The sequence below is a fragment of the Symbiobacterium terraclitae genome (assembly GCF_017874315.1).
GTDB lineage: Bacteria > Bacillota > Sulfobacillia > Symbiobacteriales > Symbiobacteriaceae > Symbiobacterium > Symbiobacterium terraclitae.
On record NZ_JAGGLG010000029.1, the window covers coordinates 14,422 to 38,558 of the forward strand.

Sequence of the window (24,137 nt, forward strand, 5' to 3'; positions counted from 1 at the left end):
GACCCGCGCCCGAGCGCGGTGCATGTTTGTTCGACAAGCTGCCGATCGAACCCTGCTAGCGCCGGGGGCATCACTCGGCCAGCACCAGCGCCATGGCCTCCTCGATGGTCGACGCGAAGCAGATCTCGATGCCGGACACACCCCGCGGCACGTCCTTGCGGTTCTCCTCCGGCAGCACCACGCGGGCCATGCCGGCCTGGCGGGCGCCGTAGATCTTCTCGTACACCCCGCCGATGGCGCGGACGGCACCGCGGATGGAGACCTCGCCGGTGATGGCGACGTCCTGCCGGATCGGCCGCCCCTGGATGGCGGAGATCATCGCCAGGTAGATGGCCGTCCCGGCGCTGGGCCCGTCGATCCGGCCGCCGCCGACCACGTTGACGTGCACGTCCCAGTTGGACAGCTCCTCGCCCGTCACCAACCGCACGACCGCCGCGGCGTTGAACAGCGAGTCCTTGGTCATGGAGCCGGCGGTGTCGTTGATGCGCAGCACGCCCTTGCCCTTCTCCCGGGCGGGGAAGGCCACCGCCTCGATCTCCAGCACCGAGCCGACGTAGCCCAGCACGCCGAGCCCGAAGATCCGGCCGACCTCCGCGGTCGGAGACGCCTTCTTGACGACGTTGGGCGAGAGGCGGCTGGCCTGGATGACCTCGTACACGTGCTCCTGCGAGATGGTGACCGGCCGGTCCGGCTCCCCGGCCTCCCCGGCCTGGTAGAGGGCCAGGCCGTACGCGTCGGCCAGGATCCCCACCGCCTTCCGGCCCTCGATCGTGTAGTCGGCCAGGATCTCGGCCACCCCGGGGGCCAGGCTGACGCCGATGCGCGCCGCGGCCTGCTCGACGATGAGGACGATGTCGGAGGGAGTCAGCGGCTCGAAGAAGACCTCGGCGCAGCGGGAGCGCAGGGCCGGGTTGATCTCGCTGGGATCGCGGGTGGTCGCGCCGATCAGGATGAAGTCCGCCGGGGCGCCCTCCTCGAACAGCTTCTTCACGTACTTGGGCACGTTCGGGTCGTGGGCGTCGTAGTAGCTGGACTCAAACGTGACCCGCCGGTCCTCCAGCACCTTGAGCAGCTTGGTCTGGAGCATGGGGTCCATCTCGCCGATCTCATCGATGAAGAGCACGCCTCCGTGGGCATCGGTCACCAGGCCGGTGCGCGGCTCCGGCACCCCGCTCTCCGCCAGATCCCTGCGCGCACCCTGGTAGATGGGGTCATGCACTGAGCCCAGGAGCGGGTTCGTCACCTCGCGGGGGTCCCAGCGGAGGGTAGTCCCGTCGACCTCGATGAACGGCGCGTCCGGGCCGAAGGGCGTGTGCGCCATCTGCTTGGCCTTCTCCAGCACGAGCCGGGCGACGGTGGTCTTGCCGACGCCGGGCGGGCCGTACATGATCACGTGCTGGGGGAAAGGTGAGGCGACCTTGGCCAGCAGCGCGGCGATCGCCCGCTCCTGGCCGACGACCTCGCTCAGGCTGCGCGGCCTGAGCAGTTCCGCCGCCGAGCGGTGCAGCGAGATCTTATCCAGGGCCTCCAGGCGCTCCAGCCGCTGCAGCGTCGAGGTGGTCTCGGGCCCCGCGTCCTCCTTCAGCACCTGCTGCTTGATCTCGCGGTAGTACTCGTCCTGCCGCTCCTGCATGCGGGCCTGGATCTTCTTCTCGATCTTGTCCTCGACCGTCCGGCGGGCCACCAGGTCGGCGATCTCGTTCTCCAGCTGGTCGATGGCCCGCAGCAGCTCCTCGCCCTGGGGCACCACGTCCAGCGTGGGATCCTCGTAGACCAGGCGCTGCAGCGCGAGGACCTGCTCCTCCACCCGGTCCGACTTCATCAGCCCGAGCGCGTCCAGCTTGCCCGCCTTCACGACCAGGCGCTCCGGCCCCCAGACGTTGGTGAGGAGTCCGAAGAGCGCCCCCACCTGCCGGCCCACCTGCTCCTCCGCAGAGAGCCGGCGATTCAGGCTTTCGGAATCGGACGGCCGGGCGCCGCGTATCAGCTTGTCCAGAATCTCCTTCATCACTCTGGGCGGAACCCCGCACCTCCTCCCCAAAGACGGCGGCCCCAACCGGAATCCGGCCGGGCCGCAGCCTGTCTACTCGGGTACGATTTCGACGTTGACCTTACCGTTGATGTTATGGCCGAACTTCAGCTCCACCGTGTGGACGCCCAGCGTCTTGATCGGCGCGCTGATCTCGATGACCTTGCGGTCGAACTCCTTGCCGATGTGGCGGGAGATGGCCTCCGCCACGTCCTTGTTGGTGACGGAGCCGAAGAGCCGGCCCCCCTCCCCGCACTTGGCCGGCAGGCGAATGGTCTGCCCGTCCAACTGGTCGCGGAGGGCCTTCAGCTCGGCGATGCGCCGCTGCTCCTTCTCGGCCTGCGCCCGGCGCTCGACCTCAATGGACTTCAGCGCCCCCGCCGAGGCCGCCACTGCCAGGCCCCGGGGCAGCAGGTAATTGCGGGCGTAGCCGTCAGACACCTCCACGGTCTCGCCCTTCTTGCCCGTGCCCTTTACGTCGGCCTTCAAAATCACCTTCACGACCATCCCTCCAATCAGCCTTGCTGACGTCGCCAGAGACCGTGCCCGAGCCCGCGCACGTCAAACACCGTATCCCACATGGCCAGCAGCACCAGGAGCTGCGGCCCCAGCGGGCCCAGGAGGAGCGTACCCAGGATCACGATCAGCGCGGCGGAGCCGCCGCTGAGCCCGCGCTTTCGGAGGTAGCCGTACGCCACCGCCACACCTGCCAGCATGAAGATCATCATGAGGGGGCTGAACACGTTCAGCAGCAGCTTCCCCCACCACGGCAGCGAGACCATGTCGCCGCTCAGGAAGAACGGGGCCAGGAGTGCCAGGGAGGCGTAGAGCCAGACGGACCAGGTCGGCAGGCGGAACTCCGCGAACGGCGTCCACGCGGGCACCTCGTGGCCGAAGCGCGGCAGGGTGAAGCGGCAGAGCATGTAGTTGACCGCGCTGCTGGCCACGCCCGAGAAGAAGATCGAGGCCGGCAGCAGCGAGCCCCACCGGATCCCGCTGCAGCATGTCCGCCATCATCCGGTACTGCTCCGCCATCTGCACCTGCGACGCCGAGGGGGCCCCGGACTGCGCCGCGGTCTGCTCGACCTGGGTGGCCACCGTCTGCATGCTGGCGATCATCGCGTCCAGCAGGGCCCGTACCTCGGGCTGCTCGAGCATGGCGATGAACGGGTCACGCCCGCCGAACATCGCCACGCGGGTGACGGCATAGGTGAGCGCGAAGCCGAAGAAGTACGCCAGCACCGCTGCGATGCCGATGGTCAGCGGCCGCCACTTGCGGCGGAACCCGAGCCCGAAGACGAGGCCGGGAAGGATGCCGTAGGGGATGGTCAGGATGCCGGAGACCACGCCGCTGAACGCCATGGTGAAGAGGGTGGCCGCCACGGCGGTCAGCACGGCGGTGCGCCCGAGTACCTGACAAACGCCAGGACCAGGGGGATCGGCATCAGGAACGAGAGCACCGGGACCAGGCTGAACACGACGATGAGCGCCGCCATCAGCCCGCCGAAGACCAGGCCGCGGGTCTGGGTGAATCGGCTTTGCATGCGGGTCGCTCCTTGGCTCGGGCAGGTGTTGCGTGAACAGGGGGACACCGCAGGCAGCGGTGCCCCCCTCATTCGGAACCGCCTATTCGACGGTAAACGGCAGCAGGGCCATGATGCGGGCCCGCTTGATGGCGACGGTCAACTGGCGCTGATGGCGGGCGCAGTTGCCGGAGATGCGGCGAGGCAGAATCTTGCCCCGCTCGGTGATGTACCGCTTCAGGCGAGCGGCATCCTTATAGTCAACGTGTTCAATCTTGTCGACGCAGAAGCTGCACACGCGGCGCTTCGGTCGACGGCCACGCTCACGACGCATGGGTCCCTGTCCTCCTTTCGCTCAGAAGGGGACATCTTCGTCGTCGCCCAGGGTCAGCTCACTGCCCATGCCCGGCTCCCGGCGCGGGACCGGCACACTGCCGCTCCGCTCGCCGCCGGCGTGGTCGCGGGCGCTGTCGAGGAACCGGACCGTGGTGGCGACCACTTCGGCCCGCTCCCGCTTCTGGCCCTCCTGGTTGGTGTACTGCCGGATCTGCAGGCGTCCCTGCACGGCGACCAGGCGGCCCTTCTGCAGGTAGTTCGCGACCGTCTCCGCCTGCTTCTCCCAAACGACGACGTCGATGAAGTCCGTCTCCCTCTCGCCCTGTTGGTTGATGGTACCACGGTCCACAGCCAGCCGCATGCTTGCGACGGCCTTCCCCGAAGGCGTGTACCGCAGCTCAGGATCCTTGGTAAGGCGGCCAATCAAGATAACGGAATTGAGCACATCCTTACCTCCTTCGGCGCATTACTCCTCCGGACGGACGATCAGGAACCGGACAACCTCGTCGGTGATCTTCAGAACGCGGCTCAGCTCGTCCGCGGTCCTGGGCTCACCCTTGAAGTTGATGACCGAGTAATAGCCCTCCCGGAGATCCTTGATCTCGTAAGCCAGACGCTGCTTCTTCCAGGCGTCCGTCGACTCGACCACACCGCCGTTGTCGGTGATGAGGCCGGTGATCTTCTCGGCCAGCGCCTGGAGGGCCGCGTCGTCCAGCTCAGGCCGGGCGATTACCATGATCTCGTAGGCCCTCACGTTAGCACCTCCTCCCCATGGACTGATGGCTCCTCGTTTGGAGCAGGGAGGCAGCAGCCTTTCCGGCTGCGCCCACGATCTGCACGTCTTGCGTGCACATCCAGTTTAATATAGCACGCACGGACAACCCGTGCAAGCTGTGAACGCGCAAATCACTCGGCTTCCTGCTTGGGGAATCGCTCCCGCACGCTCTTTTCGAACTTGGGGCGCGGGATCATCACGCGGTGGCCGCAGCCCAGGCACTTCAGCCCGAAGTCGATGCCGGTTCGGTAGATCTCCCACCGGTTCGCCCCGCACGGATGCGGCTTCTTGAGCCTCACCTGGTCGCCGATCTCATACTTCACTCGCTCCACAGACGCAACCCTCCACCGAGCACCAGCCCGCGGGTCCACTCGAATGCTTGTATGATGTAGGGCGGCGTGACCGAGCGGTTGACGACGGCTCCCAGTTCAGCCGCGCCGTACACGGAGAGCGTCGGGATCACCCAGATCAGGAACAGGCTCAACCCGAGTATTGCTGCGATGCCCATCGCGGCCGCGCCCAGCAGCCGGTCGGCCGTCCCCACCAGGGGGAGCGACTGGATCACGTCGGCGAACAGCCCGCCCACCCAGCGTATGGCGATCGACAGCACCAGGACCAGCACGATGAAGCAGACGCCGGTGCTCACCCCGGCTGCGAGCTGCTCCGCCGCGTGCTGCACCGCCAGGAGGTCGCCGGCCTCCGCCGACCGGGTGATCACGTCCTCGACGAGCGGACGCCTGTAGATGTCCGGGATGGCGAAGGAGGACAGCGCCTCCGCCGCCGACTCAGGGGAGATCGCCGAGCGCCGCAGCAAGCCCTCGGTGATCTTGTCCTGCACGCCGAAGGCCTCGTTCAGCCAGCGCATGACGGGGCCCGTGAGCCGGCCTGCGAGCATCACCGCAATGAAGAAGGAGACAAAGCCCAGGAGGGTGCGCACGATCCCGCGCAGCCACCCGCCGGCCAACGCCGTCAGGAGCAGGCCCGCGACCACCCAGTCGAAGCTGGTGAATGCGTTGAAATCCACGTTGATCCCTGCCTTTGCAGGATGAGGGGTCCGGGGGACCGGCCCTCAGCTGAGGGCCATTAGCAGCAGCGCGAGGAGCAGAGCCGTGAGCACGCCGGCAGGCAGGCACCCGGCCCGGCGCTTGACGCGGCTCCCCAGGTCGGCCATGTCCTGCCGGATCTCGTTGTTCACCTGCTGCCGCTTCAGGCGCTGCGCTCGCTTGATCGCGTCGACGGCCTCGGAGATCCGGCCGAGCTTCTTGTAAGCGGCGTGAAGGTTCTCGTGGAAGGTGGGGTTGTTGGGATCCAGCTTGACCGCCAGCTGGTACTTCTCCAGGGCTGCGGCGTAATCCCCCCGGGCGTAGTCGAGGTTGCCGAGGTTGCTGTGGGCCTGGGGCAAGTTCGGGTCCAGCTCGATCGCACGCCGCAGGTGCGCCTCGGCGCCCGCCAGGTCGTCCTTCTGCGCCAGGATGGCGCCCGTGCGGCTGTGCGCCCAGGCGACGGTCTCATCCTCAGCCAGCACCTGGCGGTACAGCTCCAGCGCCTCGTCCAGACTACCCCGGGCATAGGCGGCGTCTGCCCGGCTCAGAACCTCCGACAGCTCCTCCTTGTTCATAAACGCCTCCTGTGGGCCCATAAGTGCACATAGGTTTCCAGTGGTCGCCGTATACTTCCCTGTACCACGGTCGCCCAGACCGCTCTGGGAGGGAAGGCCATTGGGTGAAGGTGGGAACCTGCCTGCTCGACGCACAGCCTCCCACGGGGGGGAGACACGCATTCATATGGACGACGCCCGGGCGCCGGCCGTGATTGCAGCGGCGCTCGAAGGCTGTGCCGCCGGGCTGGCGGAGCGGTGTGACGGGCTCGTGGCGCTCTGTATCGGGACGGACCGCTCCATCGGGGACGCCCTGGGCCCGCTCGTCGGCAGCCGGCTCCAGGCGGCGTTCCGCGAGGGGATCACCGTGCTCGGCACGCTGGACAAGCCCGTTCACGCGGGCAACCTGGAGGAGGCGCTCGCCTGGGTGGGGCGCGCCTTCCGGCGGCCGCTGGTCGTGGCCGTGGACGCGTGCCTGGGGCGGGCCGAATCGGTTGGCATGCTCACCGTTGGCCCCGGCAGCCTGCGTCCGGGCGCCGGGGTGAGCAAGAGCCTCCCCGCGGCGGGCGATATCTACCTGACCGGAGTGGTGAACGTGGGCGGCTTCATGGAGTACTTCGTCCTGCAGAACACCCGGCTGAGCCTCGTCATGCGCATGGCGCAGGTGGCCGCCAGCGGGTTGGAACAGGGGCTTCGGGCCGTGCTGGCGCGGCGAGCGGCGGCACTGCACGGGGACTGATGCGCATCGCCCGTCCTGGCCTGCCAGGGCGGGCGATGATGTGCGGATCAGTCTCCGGCGGTTCGTGTGCTCGACTGGGAATCGGCCTGATCGGGCGACGACATCACGCTCCGGCCGTGGAAGCGGGCCCCCTCATGGATGACGAGGTGACCGCAGCGGACATCGCCCTGCAGGTGTGCCCCGGGGAGCAGTTCCAGCTTCCCCTCCACCTCCACGTCGCCGCGAATCTCACCGGCCATGGCGAGACCCTTGGCCTTGACCGTGGCCTGCAGCCGGCCCTTGGGGCCGATGATCAGATCCCCGTTGTGGTCAATGGACCCCTCGAGGAAGCCGTCTACCCGGACGACGCCGGTAGACTGAATGGAGCCCTTGATCTGCGTGCCTTCCCCGATGAGGGTCTCGACCTTCCCGTAGGCAAGGCCGTCTGCCGTAGGCTTTCTGCTGCGGAACACGTCCATTCCTCCGGTTGGGTTCTAGTTTAGGTACGGTGCAGGGTCGACCGCCACACCGTTCAACTGCACCTCGTAGTGCAGGTGCGGGCCTGTGCTGAGCCCCGTGCTCCCCACCCAGCCGATCAGGTCGCCGCGGACAACCTCCTGGCCGACGGTGACGTTCCAATCCTGCATGTGCCCGTAGAGCGTCCTGTATCCGTAACCGTGATCAATGATGACGCACTTGCCGTAGCCGCCCGCCAGCCAGTCGGCGTACACCACAGTTCCCGCCCCGGTCGCGTAGATGGGGGTTCCGTAGTCCTGACCGAGGTCCATTCCGTCGTGGAACTGGTACCCACCGCCGAACGGGCTCCACCGCGGGCCGTACTCGTCGGTGATCTCAGCGCCGTACACCGGCCAGCCCGTGGGCCGGTGCGCCAGATACTCCAACCGGGCGGCCAGTTGCTCGCGCCCGTCGATCAGCGACTGCGTCGAACGCTGCAGCGCCTCGAGCTGGAGCTGCATGGTCGTGCTGGTCTGGCGGGCCGTTGCCAGGGTGCGGTCTGCGGCCTGGGGAAGCCGTGCCAGCTTCAGGTCCAGCGCCAGCGTGTCGCGCCGGCCGATTATGTAAGGGGCGACATCTCCCGGAAGGACCGCTCCCAGCGTGAGACCCAGCCGGGACTGCGTCTCGCTGAAGTCTGGTCCGCCCCTGGCGGTTGACGGTGTTACGGCGGTTCTGCCCTGTGAGGAACGCGAGGGCGGAGTCGGGCCGCCCTCGGTCATGGCGTCGAGATCCCGCTCGAGCTGCCGGATCTGCATCAGCTCGAGCTCAACCCGCTCAGCGGCCTGCTTCATCTGTTCGATTTCGGCCTGCTGGAGCCGCGCCTGCTGGCGCAGCTGCTCCATCTCGCCAACCTCTGCCTGCAGCCGCTTCACCTCGCCTTGGAAGTACCAGACTCCCAGGGAAAGGGCCGCGATGACCAGTGCCACGAGCAGGGCTCCCGCCCCGAGCAGGGCGGGGTAGAGGTTAAGGCTGTAGCTCCGCCTGCCGGTCGGCGGGACGACGATGATGGTGAGCCTGCTGGCCCTCTGCGACAACGCGCCCTGTCCCCCCTCCCTGACTGGTCGTGCTTCTCAGGCATAAATGGACAAACAGGCAATGTGGGATTTCAACCCCACTTTGCCTGTTTCCTTCCTGCGCATGCAAAAGTATGCCTTTCAGGACTGCGCGGGTACGTTCTCCCTGGCCCGCGAGAGCGCCTGCTTCTCCTCCTCGGTGAGGGTGTAGGAGGACTGCCCGCCGCGGATCGGCTTGGCGTAGGTCCGGCACTCGCTCCGCCCATAGAGCGAGGTGAGGACGATCCCGTTGTCGCGGCCGTCCAGCAGCGCGATGGAGAAGCTGAGGTCAGCGCCCACGTCAGGGAAGGCGTTGAAGCGGACGATGCCGACGCGCTGCACGTGGTCGAGCGCCGCGCGCTCGAGGTCGGCCATCCGGCGGCGCAGGGCTTCCTGGCCGGCCTTCAGGTCGGCCAGCCCCTCCTGGTGCTGGATCAGGAGGTCGTCGATGCTCAGGTCAGGGTTGCGGTCTAGCAACACCCGGTATCTCCTCAGCAACCGGCTCTGGCGGATCAGGACAATCAGCATGATGAACAGCGCGAGCAGACATAATCCGAGCGCTGAGAACGCCAGTACAACGGGATCAATCTGCGTAAGGAACGGCACCAGAGGGCCTCCTTCGTCTGCTGGGAGTTGAACTGCGGCTGGCGGGATGAGCCTGGCATCCCCATGGGGCGGATGCCCGGGCCACGGCCGCAACTGCGCCACTTACTTAGATGTAGAAACGGGGTACAGTGTTCCGTGCTGTGTGCGGGCCGCGTGCACTGTTTTGCTGGCAGCCGCACATCCCTGTTGTTCCACGTGGAACACTGCTGGCTCCCCTGCGGAGGGGACTCTCAACTGTTCTACGGTGACATGCGACCTCCTGCAAGCCTGCCCCCTTCTTGTGCCATGCGCTCTTGTTGGGGCCGATCCCAGGGGTGGGTTTCCCGCTGGAAACTGAATGCCCGCTCACCGACCGTCAGGTCAAGAGTCGTCTTGCTGTAAGGATGTGCGCACGCCAGAGGCCGGTCGCCGCGCGCCTCAGGTATTTTGGCATTGCAAAACTGTTGATTGTGACGTTGCAGGGAGTGTGGGCACCGTCAAGGCCCGTTCTGCTGGTCGCCGACTGACGGCGCCGTGGTTGCCCGTCACAGGCGATGAGCCGCCCGGCGTCCTTGTTCCGCTCCCGGTTGCCCCGCGGGTCGCCGGCCGTGGTGTCGGGGGAATCGTGTCTGCTTGCGCGGGATCCCGTCCTTGGGGTGTTCCACGTGGAACATCGGTGCGATGGCCCAACCCGCGCCTGTCATCACAGCCCCGGAGGAGGCGCGCGCCGCCGATCCTTGCGACCGCTGCTGCGGTACGGATTCGCGAACTCGTGCCAGGGGCGCTGCCTTTCATGGCCCCGTCTTCGTCTTCCACGTGGAACACTTTGCCCGCCTCCCTCGCTCTGGTCGGGCGCTGGCTTGTCTCTGTTCCACGTGGAACAGCGCAACCCCACTGCTTCTTTTCCAAGCCACTCCGGTTCTGGCCATGGTCTTGCCCCTCTCAGGGTCCGTTGCGCGGAAGGCACCCCGGGGGGCGAAGGGACAGCGCTCCGGTCCCCGCCGATCCCACCGTTACACACGGAAGGTGTGCCTTTGCCTCTGCGTGGGATGGGCACCACTTCGCGCCGGCGGACACCACGTGGAACACCGAACACCACGGCTGGCAGTGTCCGGCTCAGCGTTGTGAGGCACCGCTAGAGGGAGGCTCCAGACCTCGAGGTCGCTACGGCTACCTGAGGACCTGCGATCCACTGTTCCACGTGGAACACGCCGATGGCAGACCTCTGTCTACCCTCGGACGCTGGCCTGGCGGCGCGCGGGGCCTGGCGAGTGCTGTAGTGACTTCTGTGGTGGACCTACCCTTTCCCCGGTTATTCCTTGTGGACTGTTCCACGTGGAACACGAGAGAACTGTTCGGTTGGCAGGGGATAACGCGTGTCAGCCAGCCGAGCCGGGCAGACGTGGCTCCGTCGCCAACCCGGGTTGCCGACGGGTTCCCGTGGGGTTCTTGAAGCTTTCCCCAGGCGCAATGTTCCACGTGGAACGCCGACGACAGAACCGCATGGCACCTCGCAATCCTCTTGGGGGTCGGTTGGACCAGGTTGAGCACTCGTTCGGCCGCGCCGGCCAGACAGCTAAGGCTCCGTCACCCGCTGTTCCACGTGGAACATCCCCCTGACAACGGCAGCCTTATTCTGCACTGCCACGCGGCTTCGGGCGCTGCCGGATCTTGCGGTGTCGTCGCTTCCGTAGGCCGGTAGATCTCTGCGCAGTCCGCTCGTGATGAATACCATGTGTTGCACGTGGAGTCGCGTCCGCACGCGTCCTTGTCACGGGTTCGCCACAGTGACCCGATTCGAGGGGCAGATGGATCGCCAGCCTTTGTTGTCGCAGCCTGTGCACGGTCTCCTCCGAGACGGCATACTGCTCCACGCAGAATCCCAGGGCTGCGTGGGGCGCCTGCCTTCGTGACTCAGCTCCTTAGCGCGTCGCCCATGGGGCTTTCGGGTACTTAGACCGGACGGGCGTTCCCCACAGCGACCAGACCATCGGGTGTTCCACGTGGAACACCGGTGCCGAGTCTCTCCTCCCCTGCGTTCTGACCGCCTTCTGCACGGGGACACCAGTCCACTGTTCCACGTGGAACACCAGGACGCCAGCCGCGGCCACCCTAGGCATCACGCGTCGAGAATGCATCACGATCGGTCACCGACCGGACCCCTGCCACGCGCCACGGCACTCTTTCACTGTGTGAGTCATCCCTCCCCTGCCTCCAGGCGCACAGTTCCACGTGGAACTCAGAGAGCCCCGCACACCCGTCCCTCGGAAAGCACCAGCGCCGGGCTTCGCGCGCGGTCCGTTACTGCCTCGCAACCGGGGGCGCCACCAGCCATGACATCCGTGCGGGCTACTGTTCCACGTGGAACACACCTAGATCGCCGAGGGACGCTCTCCCCCTTTCGCAACTCGCTTCCATGGGCCAAGGATTGACCGCGCACCTGTTCGTCTTCCCCAGCCCGGGCGCACCGGTTTCCGCCCCCACCGGCCAACTACCGTTCCACGTGGAACAACGCAGGCACGCTCGCGCAGTCATCAGCGATCACACATGCGGCGCCGTCCAGGCATCCGGAAGTGCGGGCTCTCTGCATGCCTCCGGTGGCGCAGTGTGCTTGGAAGCGGCTGCGCTCGTGAAGTCGAGACGCTAGTCGGGCCTACCCGGGGATGCGGGTGGGCGAGGCGACTGGGGGCGGGTCCTGAACGACGGGGTGGTACGACCTGAAGGTTCCTGACGCGCTTTGGTAAGCACGGAGCCAGGCCTCAAGCAGGCGTATGTTGGGGCAGTTTCGGAGTACTTCGGCAGGTCGAATGGGGTTGCGAGCCCGTGCCATCCCGCAGCCCAGTGTTCCACGTGGAACATCAGCCAGCCGCCTACACCGCTGTCTATTCCTCGCGGGCCCCTCCGCCCTCGTCGCCAACCGCACCCTCCGTATTGTTCCACGGGGAACACTCGACGGTGAACTGCCAACCTCGCCGTTTCGCGTACGAGCGCAACCGATCCCCTCACCCCCTCCCCGGTAGCAACAGTTCCACGTGGAACATCAGCCCACGGCGTACCGCTGGACCATCTCTGTGAGCGCCTCCCCCGCTCGGCACCTCCTCGACCCCACGAACTGTTCCACGTGGAACACGCACCTCTCAGCCGCCAAGCCCCCCACTCCACAGGAAACGCCGGCCACAAGGACCGGCGGCTCATCGTCCGAAGCCGCGCAACTGTTCCACTGGGAACACCAGTCCACTGGACACACCAAGGCCCCGCCCGGCAAGCGCCTCGGACCCCGCACCACGCTCAGCGCCGTTCCACGTGGAACACTCTCCTCGATCCGCCCACCCCGCGTGCTCCTACACACAGTGCACGCCACAGCCCCGGGCGTTTCCCCTCTCCATGCACGCCACCGTTCCAACCCGAACATCGACCGGCACGGCACGCACTCCTGTGGCGTAGGAACCCTCGCCGCCCATCGCTCCACCCCACCGTTCTACGTGGAACACCCGACGCCGGACCGCCCACCCCGACACCCGCGACAAGGCGCCGGCCACAACGACCGGCGCCTCTTCTGCTATGACCCACCCACTGTTCCACGTGGAACAGCCTATACACGGAACGGCTCCCGCGGCGGCCGGGGCAACACAGGCTGCTGCCCACTCATCCCCAAGGCATCCAGCAGACGGCCGAGCCCTTCCTCGCCGAAGAAGGTGATCTCCACCCGTCCCCGGTCGCCAGACCAGCGCAGCTTCACAGGCGTTCCGAACTGCTCCCTCAGCCGGCGCTCGATCGCGGCCAGGTCCGGCGGCAGCTTCTGCCGCACCGGGGTGCGCCGCTTCTCTGCCGAGCCCCTTCGCTGCACCAGCTCCTCCAGCTGCCGGACCGACAACTGCTCCCGCACGGCACGCTCGGCCAGCGCAATCCGATCGGCGGCGTCCTCCACACCGAGCAGCACCTTCGCGTGACCCATGGAGAGGCGCCCGCTCCGCACCTCCTCCTGCACCGGTTGCGGCAGGTGCAGAAGGCGGAGGGTATTGGCCACCTGGGGCCGGCTGCGGCCGAGGCGCTTCGCCAGGGCCTCCTGGGTGAGTCCGAACGTCTCCATCAACGTCCGGTAGGCTTCTGCCTCTTCCAGAGGGTTCAGATCCTCCCGCTGCAGGTTCTCGATCAGGGCGATCTCCATCCGCTCGGCATCGGTGAACTCCCGAACCAGAGCGGGGACCTTGCTGAGCCCGGCCTGCTTTGCGGCTCGCCAGCGCCGCTCGCCCGCGATGATCTCATACCCCTGGCCCACCTGCCGCACGACGATCGGCTGCACGATCCCGTGCTCGCGGATGGATGCCGCAAGCTCCTCAAGGCGGTCCGGGTCGAAGTCCCGCCGGGGCTGCGCCGGGTTCGGCACGATCTGGCCGATCTCCAGCTCGACCACGCCCTGCCGCTCCCGCTCGCTCAGGTCGACCTCCGGGATCAGGGCACCCAGCCCCCTACCCAGCCCTTTCTTCGACACGCTCGATCACCTCTCTGGCCAATTCCATATACGCCTCGGCACCCTTCGACCGCGCATCGTACATCGTAATGGGAAGCCCGTGACTCGGCGCCTCACTCAGCCGAACGTTCCGAGTGATGATCGAACGATACACCTGGCCCTTGAAGTACCGCTTCACATCCTCCACGACCTGGATGCTCAGGTTCGTACGGCCGTCGAACATCGTCAGCACCACGCCCTCCACTTCGAGGGCCGGGTTCAGCGCCTCCCGCACCAGCCGGAACGTGTCCATCAGCTGCGTCAACCCCTCCAGCGCGTAGTACTCGCACTGGATCGGGATCAGGATCGAGTCGGCCGCCGTCAGGGCGTTGATCGTGAGCAAACCCAGTGAGGGCGGGCAGTCCATCAGCACGAAGTCGAACTGGTCCCGAACGGGATCCAGCGCCGACTTCAGGCGGGTCTCCCGGGAAATGCGGGGCACGAGTTCAATCTCGGCCCCGGCCAGATCGATGGTGGCAGGCAGCAGGTGCAGGCCCCGCACGCGGGTCTCCACCACGGCGTCGAGCAGCGGCATCTCATCGAGAAGCACGTCGTACACCGAGGCCTTCAACCGCTTCCGGTCGACGCCGATCCCGGAGGTCGCATTCCCCTGCGGGTCAATGTCAATCAGCAGGACCCGCTTGCCGAGTTCGGCCAGGCAGGCGCTCAGGTTGACCGCCGTGGTCGTCTTCCCGACGCCACCCTTCTGGTTGGCTATTGCGATGACACGACTCACTGCCGACACTCCTCCCCTGACCGCAGCCTGCGCCGGTACCGAAGGGCAAACAGCCCTTCAACTCGTAACTGATTCGTCACCACCACACCCGTTCCTGCCCACGCAAAGCCATCCCACATGCAGGGATTCGTTGCACACAAAAGGCGCCCCCCGGCACAACAAGGGGCGCCAAATGCCCAAAACCTTTTCGCGGAATATTACAAACCTCTCACAGCCGTTCTGACGTCGTTTTTTGCACCCCAGGGTACCCTATGCTATCTCAGGCGCCGTATGCCCACAAAGGCCCCTGAAAGGCCCGCTGATCCGTTCGCTGTCAGAGCGGGTTCTTGGCCGGCACGCCGGCCTTCCGCGGGTAGGGTTTGGGCGTGGGCGCCGCCTTCCGGATGAGCACCAGCGAACGCCGCAGCCCGCCTTCTGGCAGCTCCAGCTCCCGCACCTCGGCCACCTCGCCGCCCAGCCTCGCGACGGCGTTCTGCGCCGCGCCCAGCTCCGCGCTGAGCCCTGGGCCCTTCATTGCCAGGAAGACCCCGCCGACCCGCACAAAGGGGAGGCAGTACTCGGCGAGCACGCGCAGTTCCGCCACCGCCCGGGCGGTGACCACGTCGTACCGCTCCCGGTGCTCGGGCACCCGACCCTGGTCCTCGGCCCTTCCCCACACGACCCGGTACGATCCGGCTCCGCCGAGGAGACGTACCACTTCCTCCCCTACCTCTTCCAAAAACCGGCACCGCTTCTGCAGGCTCTCCAGGAGCACCAGGTCGATCTCCGGAACGAGGCACTTCCACACCACACCCGGGAACCCGGCCCCGGTGCCCACGTCCAGCACCCGCTGACCCGGGCCCAGCTTCACCACAGTGAGTCCCGCGGCCGAGTCTAGCGCGTGCTTGACGATCATCTCGCGCTCTTCCGTGATCGCCGTGAGGTTCATCCGCTCGTTCCACGTCCGCACCAGGTCCAGATGGCGCAGAACCGCCTCCGCAGCGGTCGGGGTCGCCGACACGCCCAGCGCGGCCAGCCCCCGAATCAGGAGCTCCCGGCTCTCCACAGCCTCCATGCGCTACCCCTCCTCCGCTGCCCGCTCGGCGCCTCTCCCGGACCGGCTCTGCCGTTCCAGGTAGACCATCAGGACCGCGATATCCGCCGGCGAGACGCCGGAGATCCGGCTCGCCTGGCCCAGCGTCGCAGGCCGGATCTGGTTGAGCTTCTCCCGCGCCTCCATCGAGAGACCCTTCAACTCTGCATAGTCCAGGTCTGAAGGCAACTGCCTGGCCTCCATGCGGCGCATGCGCTCCACCTGCTGCAGCTCCTTGCCGATGTACCCCTCGTACTTGATCTGCGTCTCGACCTCCTGGCGCACCGACTCGGGCAGTTCGGGGCGCCCCTCGCCCATTGCCACCAGGTCCGCATACCGCAGTTCCGGCCGCCGCAGCAGCTGGGCCAGCGTTGTGCCGCTCCGCAGCGGCGTGGAGCCCTTCCGTTCCAGCACCGCCTGCACCGCGGGGCCGGGTGCCACCACCGTGCGCTCCAGCCGCTCCCGTTCCCGCGCGATGCTCTCCCGCAGGGCCTGGAACGTCTCCCAGCGGGCGTCGTCCACCAGTCCCACCTGCCTGCCCTTCTCCGTCAGGCGCAGGTGGGCGTTGTCCTGCCGCAGCATCATGCGAAACTCGGCCCGGGAGGTCATCATGCGGTAGGGCTCCGGCGTTCCCTTGGTCACCAGGTCGTCGATGAGCACGCCAATGTAGCCCTCCGACCGGTCGATGATGAGCGGGCTCCTCCCCTGCACGAAGAGCGCCGCGTTGATGCCGGCGATCAGCCCCTGCGCGGCGGCTTCCTCGTAGCCGGACGTGCCGTTGATCTGGCCCCCACAGAACAACCCGCGCACTCGCTTCGTCTCCAGCGACGGCTTCAGCTGGGTGGGGACGATGTAGTCGTACTCGATCGCATAACCCGCCCGCATCAGCTCCGCCTCTTCCAGCCCCGGCACCGTGCGGACCAGCTCGATCTGCACCTCCTCCGGGAGGCTGGTGGAAAGGCCCAGCACGTACATCTCGTGCGACTGCCGGGACTCGGGCTCCAGGAAGACCTGGTGGCCCTCCTTGTCCGCGAAACGCACCACCTTGTCCTCTACCGAGGGGCAGTAGCGCGGGCCCAGGCCCTGGATGGCCCCGGTGAACAGCGGCGCCCTGTGCAGGTTCTGCCGGATGAGCTCGTGCCCGCGAGGCGTCGTCGTGGTCTGCCAGCAGGGCAGCTGCTCCCGCGGCTCCACCGGCGACATGTAGCTGAACCGCAGGGGCTCGGGGTCGCCGTCCTGCCGCACCATCCGGCTGAAGTCCACCGTCCGTCCGTCGACCCGGGGCGGGGTTCCGGTCTTGAACCGTCCCACCTCGAACCCCAGCGCAACCAGGCTGGCCGTCAGCCCCACCGCAGGCGCCAGGCCCCCCGGCCCGGACGCGCGCTGGACCTCGCCGATGATCGTCTTCCCGTGCAGGTAGGTCCCCGTGCTCAGCACCACGGCGGACGCGGCGAAGAAGAGGCCGGTGGCGGTGACGACGCCCCGCACCCGCCCGTCCTCCACCACGATCTCCTGCACCATCCCCTGCTTCAGGTCCAGGTTAGCCGTCCGCTCCAGCGTGAGCCGCATCTGCCACGCGTACTCCCGCTTGTCGACCTGCGCCCGGATCGCCTGCACGGCCGGCCCCTTGCCGCTGTTCAGCAGCCGCATCTGCAGGAAAGTGGCGTCGGCCGTGAGCCCCATCTGGCCGCCCAGCGCGTCGATCTCCCGCACCAGGTGGCCCTTGGCCGGCCCGCCGATGGACGGGTTGCAGTTCATCGCCCCGATATTGTCCAGGTTGGTGGTGAAGCAGGCCGTGCGCATGCCCATCCGGGCGGCGGCCAGCGCAGCCTCGATCCCGGCGTGCCCCGCCCCCACCACGATCACGTCGTACGCCTTCGTGATGCCCATTGCGTTCACTTCCCAATGCAGAACCGGCTGAAGATCTGATCCAGCAGGTCGTCGTCAGCCGTCTCACCCGTCACCTCGCCAAGGGCCATCCAGGCCGCCCGGAGGTCGATGCTCACCAACTCCACACCGACCCCCTGCGCCAGGGCCTCCCGGGCTTCGCGGAGATGCGCGGCCGCCCGCCCGATGGCCTCGGCCTGGCGGGCGTTGACGAGGAGCTCCTCGCCGGCGTCGAGGGCGCCCGCGTGGCGGGCGATCTCAGCCTCCAGCGCGGGGATGCCGGTGCCCTGCTCGGCCGACACCGCCACCACCGGCGCTCCCCCAAGGGACTCGGCCAGCTCGGACAGGGGAAAGGCCGGGTTCAGGTCGATCTTGTTCGCCACCCCGATCCGGGACGCAGTCGCCGGAAGCTCGCGGATCCACTCCCGGTCCTCCGGCACCAGGCCCGCGGCGCAGTCGACCACCACCAGCACCAGGTGCGCCTGGCGCAGGGCCTCCCGCGTCCGCTCCACGCCGATCTGCTCCACCGGGTCGTCGGTGTCCCGGATGCCGGCCGTGTCCGAGAGCTGCACCGGAACCCCGCCCAGCTCCACCCACTCGGCGATCACGTCGCGGGTCGTGCCAGGAACCGCCGTCACGATCGCCCGGTTCTCCCGCACCAGCCGGTTGAGCAGGCTGGACTTGCCCACGTTGGGCCTGCCGGCCAGGACCACCCGCAGCCCCTCCCGCAGGATCCTGCCCGCCCGGGCCCCGCCCAGCAGCCGGTCGACAGCGGCCAGCGCCTCATCGCACCCGGCGGCGATCTCCTCCCGGGTCTGCACCTCCAGTTCCAGCTCCGGGAAGTCGATGTCGGCCTCCACGTGGGCCATCATCTCGAGGAGCCTGGCGCGTATCGCACCAATGGCCTCCCGCAGGCTGCCGCCCAGGTGTGCGACGGCTGCGGCCATGGCCCGGTCAGTCTTGGCCCGGATCAGGTCGACCACCGCCTCCGCCTGGGAGAGGTCCAACCGTCCGTTGAGGAATGCGCGGCGGGTGAACTCGCCTGGCTCCGCCAGGCGCGCGCCGGCCTGCAGCGTCTGCTCCAGCACCCGCCGCACGGCCAGCTGGCCGCCGTGACACTGCAGCTCCACTACGTCCTCGCCCGTGTAGGAGTGGGGTGCGCGCATCACCAGGGCCAGCGCTTCGTCCACCCGCTCCCCGGCGGGCGTCTGCACCCAGCCGTAGGTCACCGTGTGCGAGCGCCGCCGCCCCAGCGGAAGGCCGCGCCGTGGCCGGAAGACCCGTTCCGCCACCGCCAGGGCACCGGCGCCGCTGAGCCGAACGATCCCGATCCCGCCTTCACCCGCGCCCGTGGCGATCGCGGCGATGGTATCCTCCCCCACCACGCACCACCTCCAAGAAAAATGGCCGGGTAGCTGTGCTACCTGGCCACCGGTGTCAGAACTAGCCCTTCTTTTGTATGACCACACGCCGGAAGGGGTCCTGCCCCTCGCTGGTCGTCGTTACACCCGGGTAATCCTGCAAGGCCAGGTGGATCACCCTGCGCTCCTGGGCGCTCATCGGCTCCAGCACGGCGGGTTCGCCGCTGCGGACCACCCGCTCCGCAAGCCGCGTGGCCAGGGTGGTGAGCGTCTCGGTCCGGCGGCGGCGGTAGCCCTCCACATCCAGCACGATGCGGGATCCCTGCTGCCCGCTCCGGCCGGCGACCAGGTTGCACAGGTACTGAAGCGCATCCAGCGTCTGCCCGTGGTGGCCGATGAGGATGCCGGCTTCCTGGCCGGTCACGTCGACGTAGATATACTCCCCGTCCTCGCGGGTCTCAATCCGCACGCCGATCCCCATCGCCTCGCAGACGTCGGCCAGGAAGGCCTCCACCCGCTCCGCACGGTTCTCCTTCACCGTCACGCGAACGACAGCCGGCCGGGCCCCGATGCCGAGGAAGCCCCCTTTCCCCTCGTCCAGCACCTCAATGGTGACCCGGTCCGACGGAACGCCCAGTTCCTCCAGCGCCGCAAGCACCGCCTCGTCGACGGTCCGGCCGCTCCGTTCAACGCTTCTCATCCTGGTCACGCTTCCCCTTTCGAGCCGAGGCCGCCCTTAAGCCGCGGGAACCCCGGGTAGATCGCTTGCTGAATCAACCCGAAGAAGGTGCTGACCACCCAGTAGAGCACGATACTCGACGTGGGCATGGTAAATGCGATCCAGCCGAACATGATCGGCATGATCCAGGTCATCATCCGCTGATTGGGGTCGGTGGCCATACCAGTCAGGTACTGCTGCAGGATCATCGACACCACGGTCAGGATCGCCAACGGAATGTCCCGCTGGCTCAGGTCGGCCCAGAGGAACTGGTAGGTATAGCCGTGGGCCACGGGATCGAACGCCTGGAAGACCGCGAACAGCGCGTACAGGATGGGCAGCTGTACCAGCAGCGGCAGGCAGCCCGAAAACGGGTTCACCTTCTCCTTCTGGTAGAGCGCCATCATCTCCTGGTTCATCTTCTCGGGATTGTCCTTGTACTTCTCCTGGATCGCCTTCATCAGCGGCTGGACTTCCTGCATCCGCTTCATCGACTTCATCTGGTAGATGGTCAGCGGCAGGATCACGATGCGCACGACCAGCGTGAGCAGGATGATGGCGACGCCGTAGTTGCCCGTAGCCTCCAGCAGCCAGCCCAGCAGGCTCGTCATGGGCTTGACCAGCCACTCAGGAACCAAGAACGAGGTGATCAATATCGGGAAACCCCCCAAGCGTTCAGCGTGAACCCCCATGGATTAAGGGACCGGATCGTACCCTCCCGGGTGGAAGGGATGGCAGCGCAGCACCCGCCGTACGGCCAGCCACGACCCCTTGATGGCTCCGTACTTGGCAAGCGCCTCATATGCGTATTGGGAACAGGAAGGGTAGAACCGACACGTCGGCGCGCCCTTGAGCGGTGACAGGTACCGCTGGTAGAAACGCACCGCGCCCATCAACAACCGCTTCATGGCAGCCTATCCTTCCCGCTGCAGCAGTCCCGCTCGTTCAAACAGCTCCTCAATCTTCGCGCGGAGTTCGGGAAACGGCATGTCCACCGCGGCCTGGCGCCCGACGACCACCACGTGATGCCCGGGGCGGATGCGCGGCCAAAACGAGCGGACGGCCTCCCGGAGGCGCCGCTTCACGCGGTTGCGCACCACCGCCTTGCCCAGACGCCGCCCGGCCGCGAACCCGACGCGGGTAGCGGTCCCCGCCTCCTGCTTCAGGGCGTGGATCACCGCAGCGCGGTTGGCCGCAGAGCGACCCTGCGTGTATACCGACTGGAAAGCAACCCGTGACTTCAGCCGATACGCCTTCTTCATCCGCATCGGGAGGGATTCGCCCCCTGGCCGGCGCTTCCCTCCCCTTCCTCCATCTTCATGGGGCACCAGGGGAATATGGAAAAAGAGCCACGACGGATGCCGTCGCGGCCTAGACAGTCAGGCGCTTCCGCCCCTTCAGGCGCCGGGCCTTCAGAACTCTGCGACCACCCCGGGTGCTCATGCGGCTCAGGAAGCCATGAACCCGCTTGTACTGGCGGTTATGTGGCTGGAATGTACGCTTCAACCGGAACACCCCCCAACCGATCGCGGAAAAGACACACGCGGATTATACCGGAGCGATAGGCCCGCGTCAAGCCAAATTGCACCGGCCGTTCCTCCGGATAACAGGAAGGGTGGATAACCAGGGGAGGCCGCGGCCGTGGAAGATGTGGACAGCGGGGATCGACGGCGCGCGGATGGCAGGCTCGTCCCCAACTTCCACACACAGGTTGTCCCCACGCGCGCAGATCTGGGGATTCCCACTAACAGATTATCCACGCGCGAGGAGGAGGTTATCCGCCGCGCGCCGTACCCTTTTCCCCAGAGAAATCGATGCGTGGGGATAGCCCCGCCGGAGTTTGTTGATAACTCCCACACAGTCTGGTATCATTGCCCTACAGCCCGTCCGCTCCCGCGTCAGCGGGAGTTGGAACAGGCTCGCATCTTTTTATGCACAAGTTGTGGACAAGGCTGTGTACAACTTGTTGATACGCCCCGGTCAGGCAGGCGATTTTCACCGCGCCGAGGAGGCCATCGCATTATGAAAACCGAGCTATCAGAGGTATGGCAGCAGTGCCTCGATCTCCTGGAACGGCAGACGTCCAAGACGGCCGTTGAAAACTGGTTGCGTAACACCCGACCGGTTGCAGTAGTTGAGGACACCATCATCATCGGCGTGCAAGGAGAGTTCGCCAAGGACCGCATGGAGTCACGCTATGGCGCCCTGCTGCGCCAGGCGCTGCGCGACCTGACCAAGCGCAACATGCAGCTCAAGTTCGTGGCTAACCCCAACGTCATCGAGGAACTGCCGATCGGCCCTGCTGACGGGCTCACGGAAGCGGAGCAGCCGCCCCCGGCGGCCGACGACTATTCGAACGGATCCGGCCGTCTGCTGGGCTACATTAACCCGAAGTACACCTTCGAGACGTTCGTCGTCGGCAACAGCAACCGGTTTGCCCACGCGGCCGCCCTCGCGGTGGCCGAGGCCCCGGCGCGCACGTACAACCCGCTCTTCATCTATGGTGGCGTCGGTCTCGGAAAGACCCACCTCATGCACGCAATCGGTCACTATGTGATGAAGCACAACCCCACCGCGCGCGTCGCCTACGTTTCCACCGAAACGTTCACGAATGAGTTTATCTCAGCAATTCAAAAGGGCTCGACCACGGCTTTCCAAAACCGCTATCGCAAGGTCGATGTGCTGCTCATCGACGACATTCAGTTCCTGGCGGGCAAGGAGGCCACGCAGGAGGAGTTCTACCATACCTTCAACGCCATCCGCGAGGCGAACAAGCAGATCGTGATCTCCTCTGACCGACCGCCCAAGGAGATCCCCACGCTGGAAGACCGGCTCCGCTCCCGGTTCGAGTGGGGCCTGATCTGTGACATTCAGCCGCCGGACCTGGAGACGCGCACCGCAATCCTGCGGAAAAAGGCGCTGAATGAGGAACTGCATGTGCCCGACGAGGTCACGAACTACATCGCCACCAACATCGAGACCAACATCCGCGAGCTGGAGGGCGCCCTGACGCGCGTGGTGGCTTACGCCAACATGCTCAACAGCCCCCTGACCTACGAGCTCGCGGTCCACGCCCTCAAGGACATCCTGCCGCCCCACCGGCCCAAGCAAATCACGATCCAGACCATCAAGCAGGTGGTGGCGGATCACTATAACATCCGGATGCAGGACTTCGAGGTGCGCAACCGCTCGCGCAGTGTAGCCTACCCGCGCCAGATCGCCATGTACCTCTCGCGCGAGCTGACCGACGCCTCGCTGCCCAAGATCGGCGAGGAGTTCGGCGGGCGCGACCACACCACGGTCATCCACGCCTGCGACAAGATCGCGGAGGACATCAAGAACGACGCGGCCTTCGCGCAGACCATCGAGGAGTTGATCGCGCGCATCCGCGCAGAATAGCCGCGCGTCTCCCCAGGCGAAGCCGGCCAATGTGGATAGAACGCGCGCCGATACCCACAAGCTATCGCGCCGCGCGACGGTTGCGACGCAACATATCCACGGGGTTTTCCACATATCCACAGGGCTTACAATGACCATTGCCCCAATGACAATGCTTCAACCGCGTGAGAAGCGCGCCGTTACGAACTGCGGCCGCCCAAGAAGGAGGGCTACGAGTGAAGATCCTGATCAGCCAGGAGGGCCTGAACGCCACGCTGGCCACGGTGGCCAGGGCAGTCTCCACCAAGAACACGATCCCCGTCCTGTCCGGCGTCTATCTTTCCGCCCGTGACGGAGCGCTCACCATCCGCGCCACCGACCTCGAGCTGGCCATCGAGGCTTTCACGCCCTGCGAGGTGATCAGCGAGGGCGAGATCGTCCTCCCGGCCCGCTACTTCGCCGACCTTATCCGCCGGATCCCCTACGGCAACATTGAACTGTCGGTCGACTACCAGAACTACGTAGCTTCCCTCCGCTGGGGCCGGTCGCAGTACGTCATCCACGGCTTCTCCGCCGAGCAGTTCCCCAGCGTCCCGGACATCGCCGGCGCCTCGGTCTTTACCGTCAGCCAATCTCTACTCCGCGATCTCCTCCGGCAGACCACCTTCGCGGCCGGTCACGACGAATCCAAGCCCTGGCTCACCGGCGTCCTCTTCAAGCTCCGGGAGAACAAGATCACCGGCACGGCCACCGACAGCGTCCGCATCGCCCATGCCGAGTCCGCCGTCGAGAACCCGAGCGATCACGCCTTCTCCATCATCATCCCGAGCCGGTCGCTCAACGAGGTCACCCGCCTGCTCACCGGCGACGAGGAGAGCCAGGTGCGCGTCTCGGTCACCGCCAACCAGGTCTTCTTTGACCTGGGCAACATGCGCGTCATCTCGCGCCTCCTGGAGGGGCAGTATCCCGACGTGATGCGGCTGGTGCCGCAGACCTACCCCACCGATGCGGTACTGCCGCGCGCCGAATTCATGGAGGCCTTGGAGCGCGCCACCCTGATCGCCCGGGACGGCGCCGTCAAGATCAGCATCCAGCCCGAGAAGGTGACCATCACCTCGAATACACCCGAAGTCGGCCACGTGTACGAGGAGCTGGCGGTCGCCAGCATGACCGGCGACCCTATTGACATCGGGTTCAACGCCAAGTACCTCCTCGACTTCCTGAAGGTGCTGGAGACGAGCGAGTTCCGCTTCCAGTGCTCGGGAAGCCGCAACCCCGCCCGGCTCCAGCCGGCGGGCAGCAGCCAGTTCCTCTACGTCGTCCTGCCCCTGATCACGCTCTAGG

General features: G+C 66.7%; 26 protein-coding genes and 1 pseudogene. 3 read left to right on the plus strand and 24 right to left on the minus strand.

Features of this window, described 5'->3' with window-relative positions; translation table 11 throughout:
- Nucleotides 1-70: 70 nt before the first annotated feature.
- From lonC to J2Z79_RS14435, 11 genes and pseudogenes are all read right to left on the minus strand, one after another.
- The gene (gene lonC / locus J2Z79_RS14385; protein WP_209467623.1) at nucleotides 71-2,008 is read right to left on the minus strand and encodes a Lon family ATP-dependent protease; all 1,938 of its coding nucleotides are present in this window, start codon (nucleotides 2,006-2,008) and stop codon (nucleotides 71-73) included.
- Between the two features lie 75 nt (nucleotides 2,009-2,083).
- Nucleotides 2,084-2,530 carry a 50S ribosomal protein L9 gene (gene rplI, locus J2Z79_RS14390; protein WP_209467588.1) on the minus strand — a complete coding sequence of 149 codons (447 nt, stop codon included), beginning with the start codon at nucleotides 2,528-2,530 and terminating at the stop codon, nucleotides 2,084-2,086.
- 14 nt (nucleotides 2,531-2,544) lie between these two features.
- Nucleotides 2,545-3,021, minus strand: a complete 477-nt coding sequence (locus J2Z79_RS18970; RefSeq protein WP_342589502.1) for a DUF2232 domain-containing protein — start codon at nucleotides 3,019-3,021, stop codon at nucleotides 2,545-2,547.
- A 64-nt stretch (nucleotides 3,022-3,085) separates the two neighbouring features.
- Nucleotides 3,086-3,391: pseudogene (locus J2Z79_RS19305) on the minus strand (hypothetical protein); the annotation flags it as partial.
- 26 nt (nucleotides 3,392-3,417) lie between these two features.
- Nucleotides 3,418-3,573: a hypothetical protein gene (locus J2Z79_RS14405; RefSeq protein ID WP_209467590.1), complete on the minus strand. Its 156-nt coding sequence runs from the start codon at nucleotides 3,571-3,573 to the stop codon at nucleotides 3,418-3,420.
- Nucleotides 3,574-3,655: 82 nt separating this feature from the next.
- Entirely contained in the window at nucleotides 3,656-3,886 is a 231-nt protein-coding gene (gene rpsR, locus J2Z79_RS14410) for a 30S ribosomal protein S18 (protein ID WP_209467591.1), read from the minus strand.
- Between the two features lie 21 nt (nucleotides 3,887-3,907).
- Nucleotides 3,908-4,333 carry a single-stranded DNA-binding protein gene (locus J2Z79_RS14415; RefSeq protein ID WP_209467592.1) on the minus strand — a complete coding sequence of 142 codons (426 nt, stop codon included), beginning with the start codon at nucleotides 4,331-4,333 and terminating at the stop codon, nucleotides 3,908-3,910.
- Between the two features lie 21 nt (nucleotides 4,334-4,354).
- A complete protein-coding gene (gene rpsF / locus J2Z79_RS14420) occupies nucleotides 4,355-4,642 on the minus strand; it encodes a 30S ribosomal protein S6 (RefSeq protein WP_209467593.1) in 288 nt (95 codons plus the stop codon).
- A 152-nt stretch (nucleotides 4,643-4,794) separates the two neighbouring features.
- Nucleotides 4,795-4,995 carry a DUF951 domain-containing protein gene (locus J2Z79_RS14425; RefSeq protein WP_209467594.1) on the minus strand — a complete coding sequence of 67 codons (201 nt, stop codon included), beginning with the start codon at nucleotides 4,993-4,995 and terminating at the stop codon, nucleotides 4,795-4,797.
- Nucleotides 4,983-5,687 carry a CvpA family protein gene (locus J2Z79_RS14430; protein ID WP_209467595.1) on the minus strand — a complete coding sequence of 235 codons (705 nt, stop codon included), beginning with the start codon at nucleotides 5,685-5,687 and terminating at the stop codon, nucleotides 4,983-4,985. The genes J2Z79_RS14425 and J2Z79_RS14430 overlap by 13 nt, the downstream gene beginning before the upstream one ends.
- A gap of 45 nt (nucleotides 5,688-5,732) precedes the next feature.
- The gene (locus J2Z79_RS14435; RefSeq protein ID WP_209467596.1) at nucleotides 5,733-6,281 is read right to left on the minus strand and encodes a tetratricopeptide repeat protein; all 549 of its coding nucleotides are present in this window, start codon (nucleotides 6,279-6,281) and stop codon (nucleotides 5,733-5,735) included.
- Between the two features lie 166 nt (nucleotides 6,282-6,447).
- Between J2Z79_RS14435 and yyaC the strand changes: the two genes are divergently transcribed.
- Nucleotides 6,448-6,999: a spore protease YyaC gene (gene yyaC / locus J2Z79_RS14440; RefSeq protein WP_209467597.1), complete on the plus strand. Its 552-nt coding sequence runs from the start codon at nucleotides 6,448-6,450 to the stop codon at nucleotides 6,997-6,999.
- A 47-nt stretch (nucleotides 7,000-7,046) separates the two neighbouring features.
- Here the strand turns inward: yyaC and J2Z79_RS14445 are convergent, their stop codons facing one another.
- The 13 genes from J2Z79_RS14445 to rpmH all read right to left on the minus strand — a co-directional run bounded on the left by J2Z79_RS14445 (nucleotide 7,047) and on the right by rpmH (nucleotide 20,921).
- Nucleotides 7,047-7,451, minus strand: a complete 405-nt coding sequence (locus J2Z79_RS14445; RefSeq protein WP_209467598.1) for a bactofilin family protein — start codon at nucleotides 7,449-7,451, stop codon at nucleotides 7,047-7,049.
- A 21-nt stretch (nucleotides 7,452-7,472) separates the two neighbouring features.
- Entirely contained in the window at nucleotides 7,473-8,528 is a 1,056-nt protein-coding gene (locus tag J2Z79_RS14450) for a M23 family metallopeptidase (RefSeq protein WP_245302796.1), read from the minus strand.
- 120 nt (nucleotides 8,529-8,648) lie between these two features.
- A complete protein-coding gene (locus J2Z79_RS14455; protein WP_342589501.1) occupies nucleotides 8,649-9,152 on the minus strand; it encodes a DUF4446 family protein in 504 nt (167 codons plus the stop codon).
- 3,571 nt (nucleotides 9,153-12,723) lie between these two features.
- A complete protein-coding gene (locus J2Z79_RS14460) occupies nucleotides 12,724-13,623 on the minus strand; it encodes a ParB/RepB/Spo0J family partition protein (RefSeq protein ID WP_209467599.1) in 900 nt (299 codons plus the stop codon).
- Complete coding sequence (locus J2Z79_RS14465) at nucleotides 13,601-14,377, minus strand: ParA family protein (protein WP_209467600.1); 777 nt, start codon at nucleotides 14,375-14,377, stop codon at nucleotides 13,601-13,603. Before J2Z79_RS14465 ends, J2Z79_RS14460 begins: the two co-directional genes overlap by 23 nt.
- 313 nt (nucleotides 14,378-14,690) lie before the next feature.
- The gene (gene rsmG / locus J2Z79_RS14470) at nucleotides 14,691-15,431 is read right to left on the minus strand and encodes a 16S rRNA (guanine(527)-N(7))-methyltransferase RsmG (RefSeq protein WP_209467601.1); all 741 of its coding nucleotides are present in this window, start codon (nucleotides 15,429-15,431) and stop codon (nucleotides 14,691-14,693) included.
- Between the two features lie 3 nt (nucleotides 15,432-15,434).
- Nucleotides 15,435-17,339 (minus strand): tRNA uridine-5-carboxymethylaminomethyl(34) synthesis enzyme MnmG, encoded by a 1,905-nt coding sequence (mnmG, locus tag J2Z79_RS14475; protein WP_209467602.1) that lies wholly within the window; start codon nucleotides 17,337-17,339, stop codon nucleotides 15,435-15,437.
- Between the two features lie 5 nt (nucleotides 17,340-17,344).
- Nucleotides 17,345-18,718, minus strand: coding sequence for a tRNA uridine-5-carboxymethylaminomethyl(34) synthesis GTPase MnmE (mnmE, locus tag J2Z79_RS14480; protein WP_209467603.1), 1,374 nt, complete (start codon nucleotides 18,716-18,718; stop codon nucleotides 17,345-17,347).
- 61 nt (nucleotides 18,719-18,779) lie between these two features.
- The gene (gene jag / locus J2Z79_RS14485; protein WP_209467604.1) at nucleotides 18,780-19,397 is read right to left on the minus strand and encodes an RNA-binding cell elongation regulator Jag/EloR; all 618 of its coding nucleotides are present in this window, start codon (nucleotides 19,395-19,397) and stop codon (nucleotides 18,780-18,782) included.
- A gap of 5 nt (nucleotides 19,398-19,402) precedes the next feature.
- The gene (locus J2Z79_RS14490) at nucleotides 19,403-20,068 is read right to left on the minus strand and encodes a YidC/Oxa1 family membrane protein insertase (protein ID WP_209467605.1); all 666 of its coding nucleotides are present in this window, start codon (nucleotides 20,066-20,068) and stop codon (nucleotides 19,403-19,405) included.
- Between the two features lie 42 nt (nucleotides 20,069-20,110).
- The gene (yidD, locus tag J2Z79_RS14495) at nucleotides 20,111-20,323 is read right to left on the minus strand and encodes a membrane protein insertion efficiency factor YidD (protein WP_209467606.1); all 213 of its coding nucleotides are present in this window, start codon (nucleotides 20,321-20,323) and stop codon (nucleotides 20,111-20,113) included.
- Between the two features lie 6 nt (nucleotides 20,324-20,329).
- The gene (gene rnpA, locus J2Z79_RS14500) at nucleotides 20,330-20,683 is read right to left on the minus strand and encodes a ribonuclease P protein component (protein ID WP_245302797.1); all 354 of its coding nucleotides are present in this window, start codon (nucleotides 20,681-20,683) and stop codon (nucleotides 20,330-20,332) included.
- Between the two features lie 103 nt (nucleotides 20,684-20,786).
- Entirely contained in the window at nucleotides 20,787-20,921 is a 135-nt protein-coding gene (gene rpmH / locus J2Z79_RS14505) for a 50S ribosomal protein L34 (RefSeq protein WP_209467607.1), read from the minus strand.
- Nucleotides 20,922-21,437: 516 nt separating this feature from the next.
- Between rpmH and dnaA the strand changes: the two genes are divergently transcribed.
- Together dnaA and dnaN are read left to right on the plus strand one after the other, a co-directional pair.
- Nucleotides 21,438-22,814 carry a chromosomal replication initiator protein DnaA gene (dnaA, locus tag J2Z79_RS14510; RefSeq protein WP_209467608.1) on the plus strand — a complete coding sequence of 459 codons (1,377 nt, stop codon included), beginning with the start codon at nucleotides 21,438-21,440 and terminating at the stop codon, nucleotides 22,812-22,814.
- A 215-nt stretch (nucleotides 22,815-23,029) separates the two neighbouring features.
- Nucleotides 23,030-24,136: a DNA polymerase III subunit beta gene (gene dnaN / locus J2Z79_RS14515; protein ID WP_209467609.1), complete on the plus strand. Its 1,107-nt coding sequence runs from the start codon at nucleotides 23,030-23,032 to the stop codon at nucleotides 24,134-24,136.
- The last annotated feature ends 1 nt before the right edge of the window (nucleotide 24,137 follow it).